Source organism: Treponema sp. R6D11, from assembly GCF_054786075.1.
The window spans coordinates 1-511 of sequence record NZ_BDHD01000683.1 but is presented as its reverse complement, the minus strand read 5'-3'; the positions used below and the strand labels follow the sequence as shown (position 1 = coordinate 511).

Genomic DNA, 511 nt, shown 5'->3' with positions numbered 1-511 from the left:
CTTCGCCGTTAATTTCTTTTCTTCTGCTTTGAAATCTTCACCAAGCGCACCGTCATCCATAATGTCTCCAAGGCTGCAATTTAATACCTTGCATATTTGCAGCATCCTGTCCATGTCCGGATACGCGCCGCCGCTCTCCCATTTGCTAACGCTTTGCCTGCTCACAGAAAGCAAGTCTGCTAATTGTTCTTGGGAAAAATTATTATCTCTGCGAAGCTTCGTCAGCTTATCACAAAATTTCATATTATCCCCTCCTCTACCAATATTATAGCACAAATATTATCGGTTGCACAAGCAAAAATTAGTATATTTTTGTAAACTTTAGGTAGCGTTTCACCGTTTTTTATAAGGCTTCACTCGATATTTACGCAACTTTAACATTACAATGCTTATTAATATTGAATTAGGTGATATAAAATGGTATAATTATTATATAGGAGATGATTCTATGGATTTTAGAAAAACGCTACGCAAAAAGAAAGAAGCAGAAATGACACCAAAAGAAAAAGAA

The 511-nt window shown here is 36.2% G+C and carries 1 protein-coding gene; it reads right to left on the bottom strand.

Annotation, left to right across the window (positions count from 1 at the left end):
- A partial coding sequence (locus ACYVTD_RS15475) for a helix-turn-helix transcriptional regulator (protein ID WP_461248591.1) occupies window positions 1–243 on the bottom strand: 243 nt, incomplete at its 3' end.
- Window positions 244–511 lie beyond the last annotated feature (268 nt).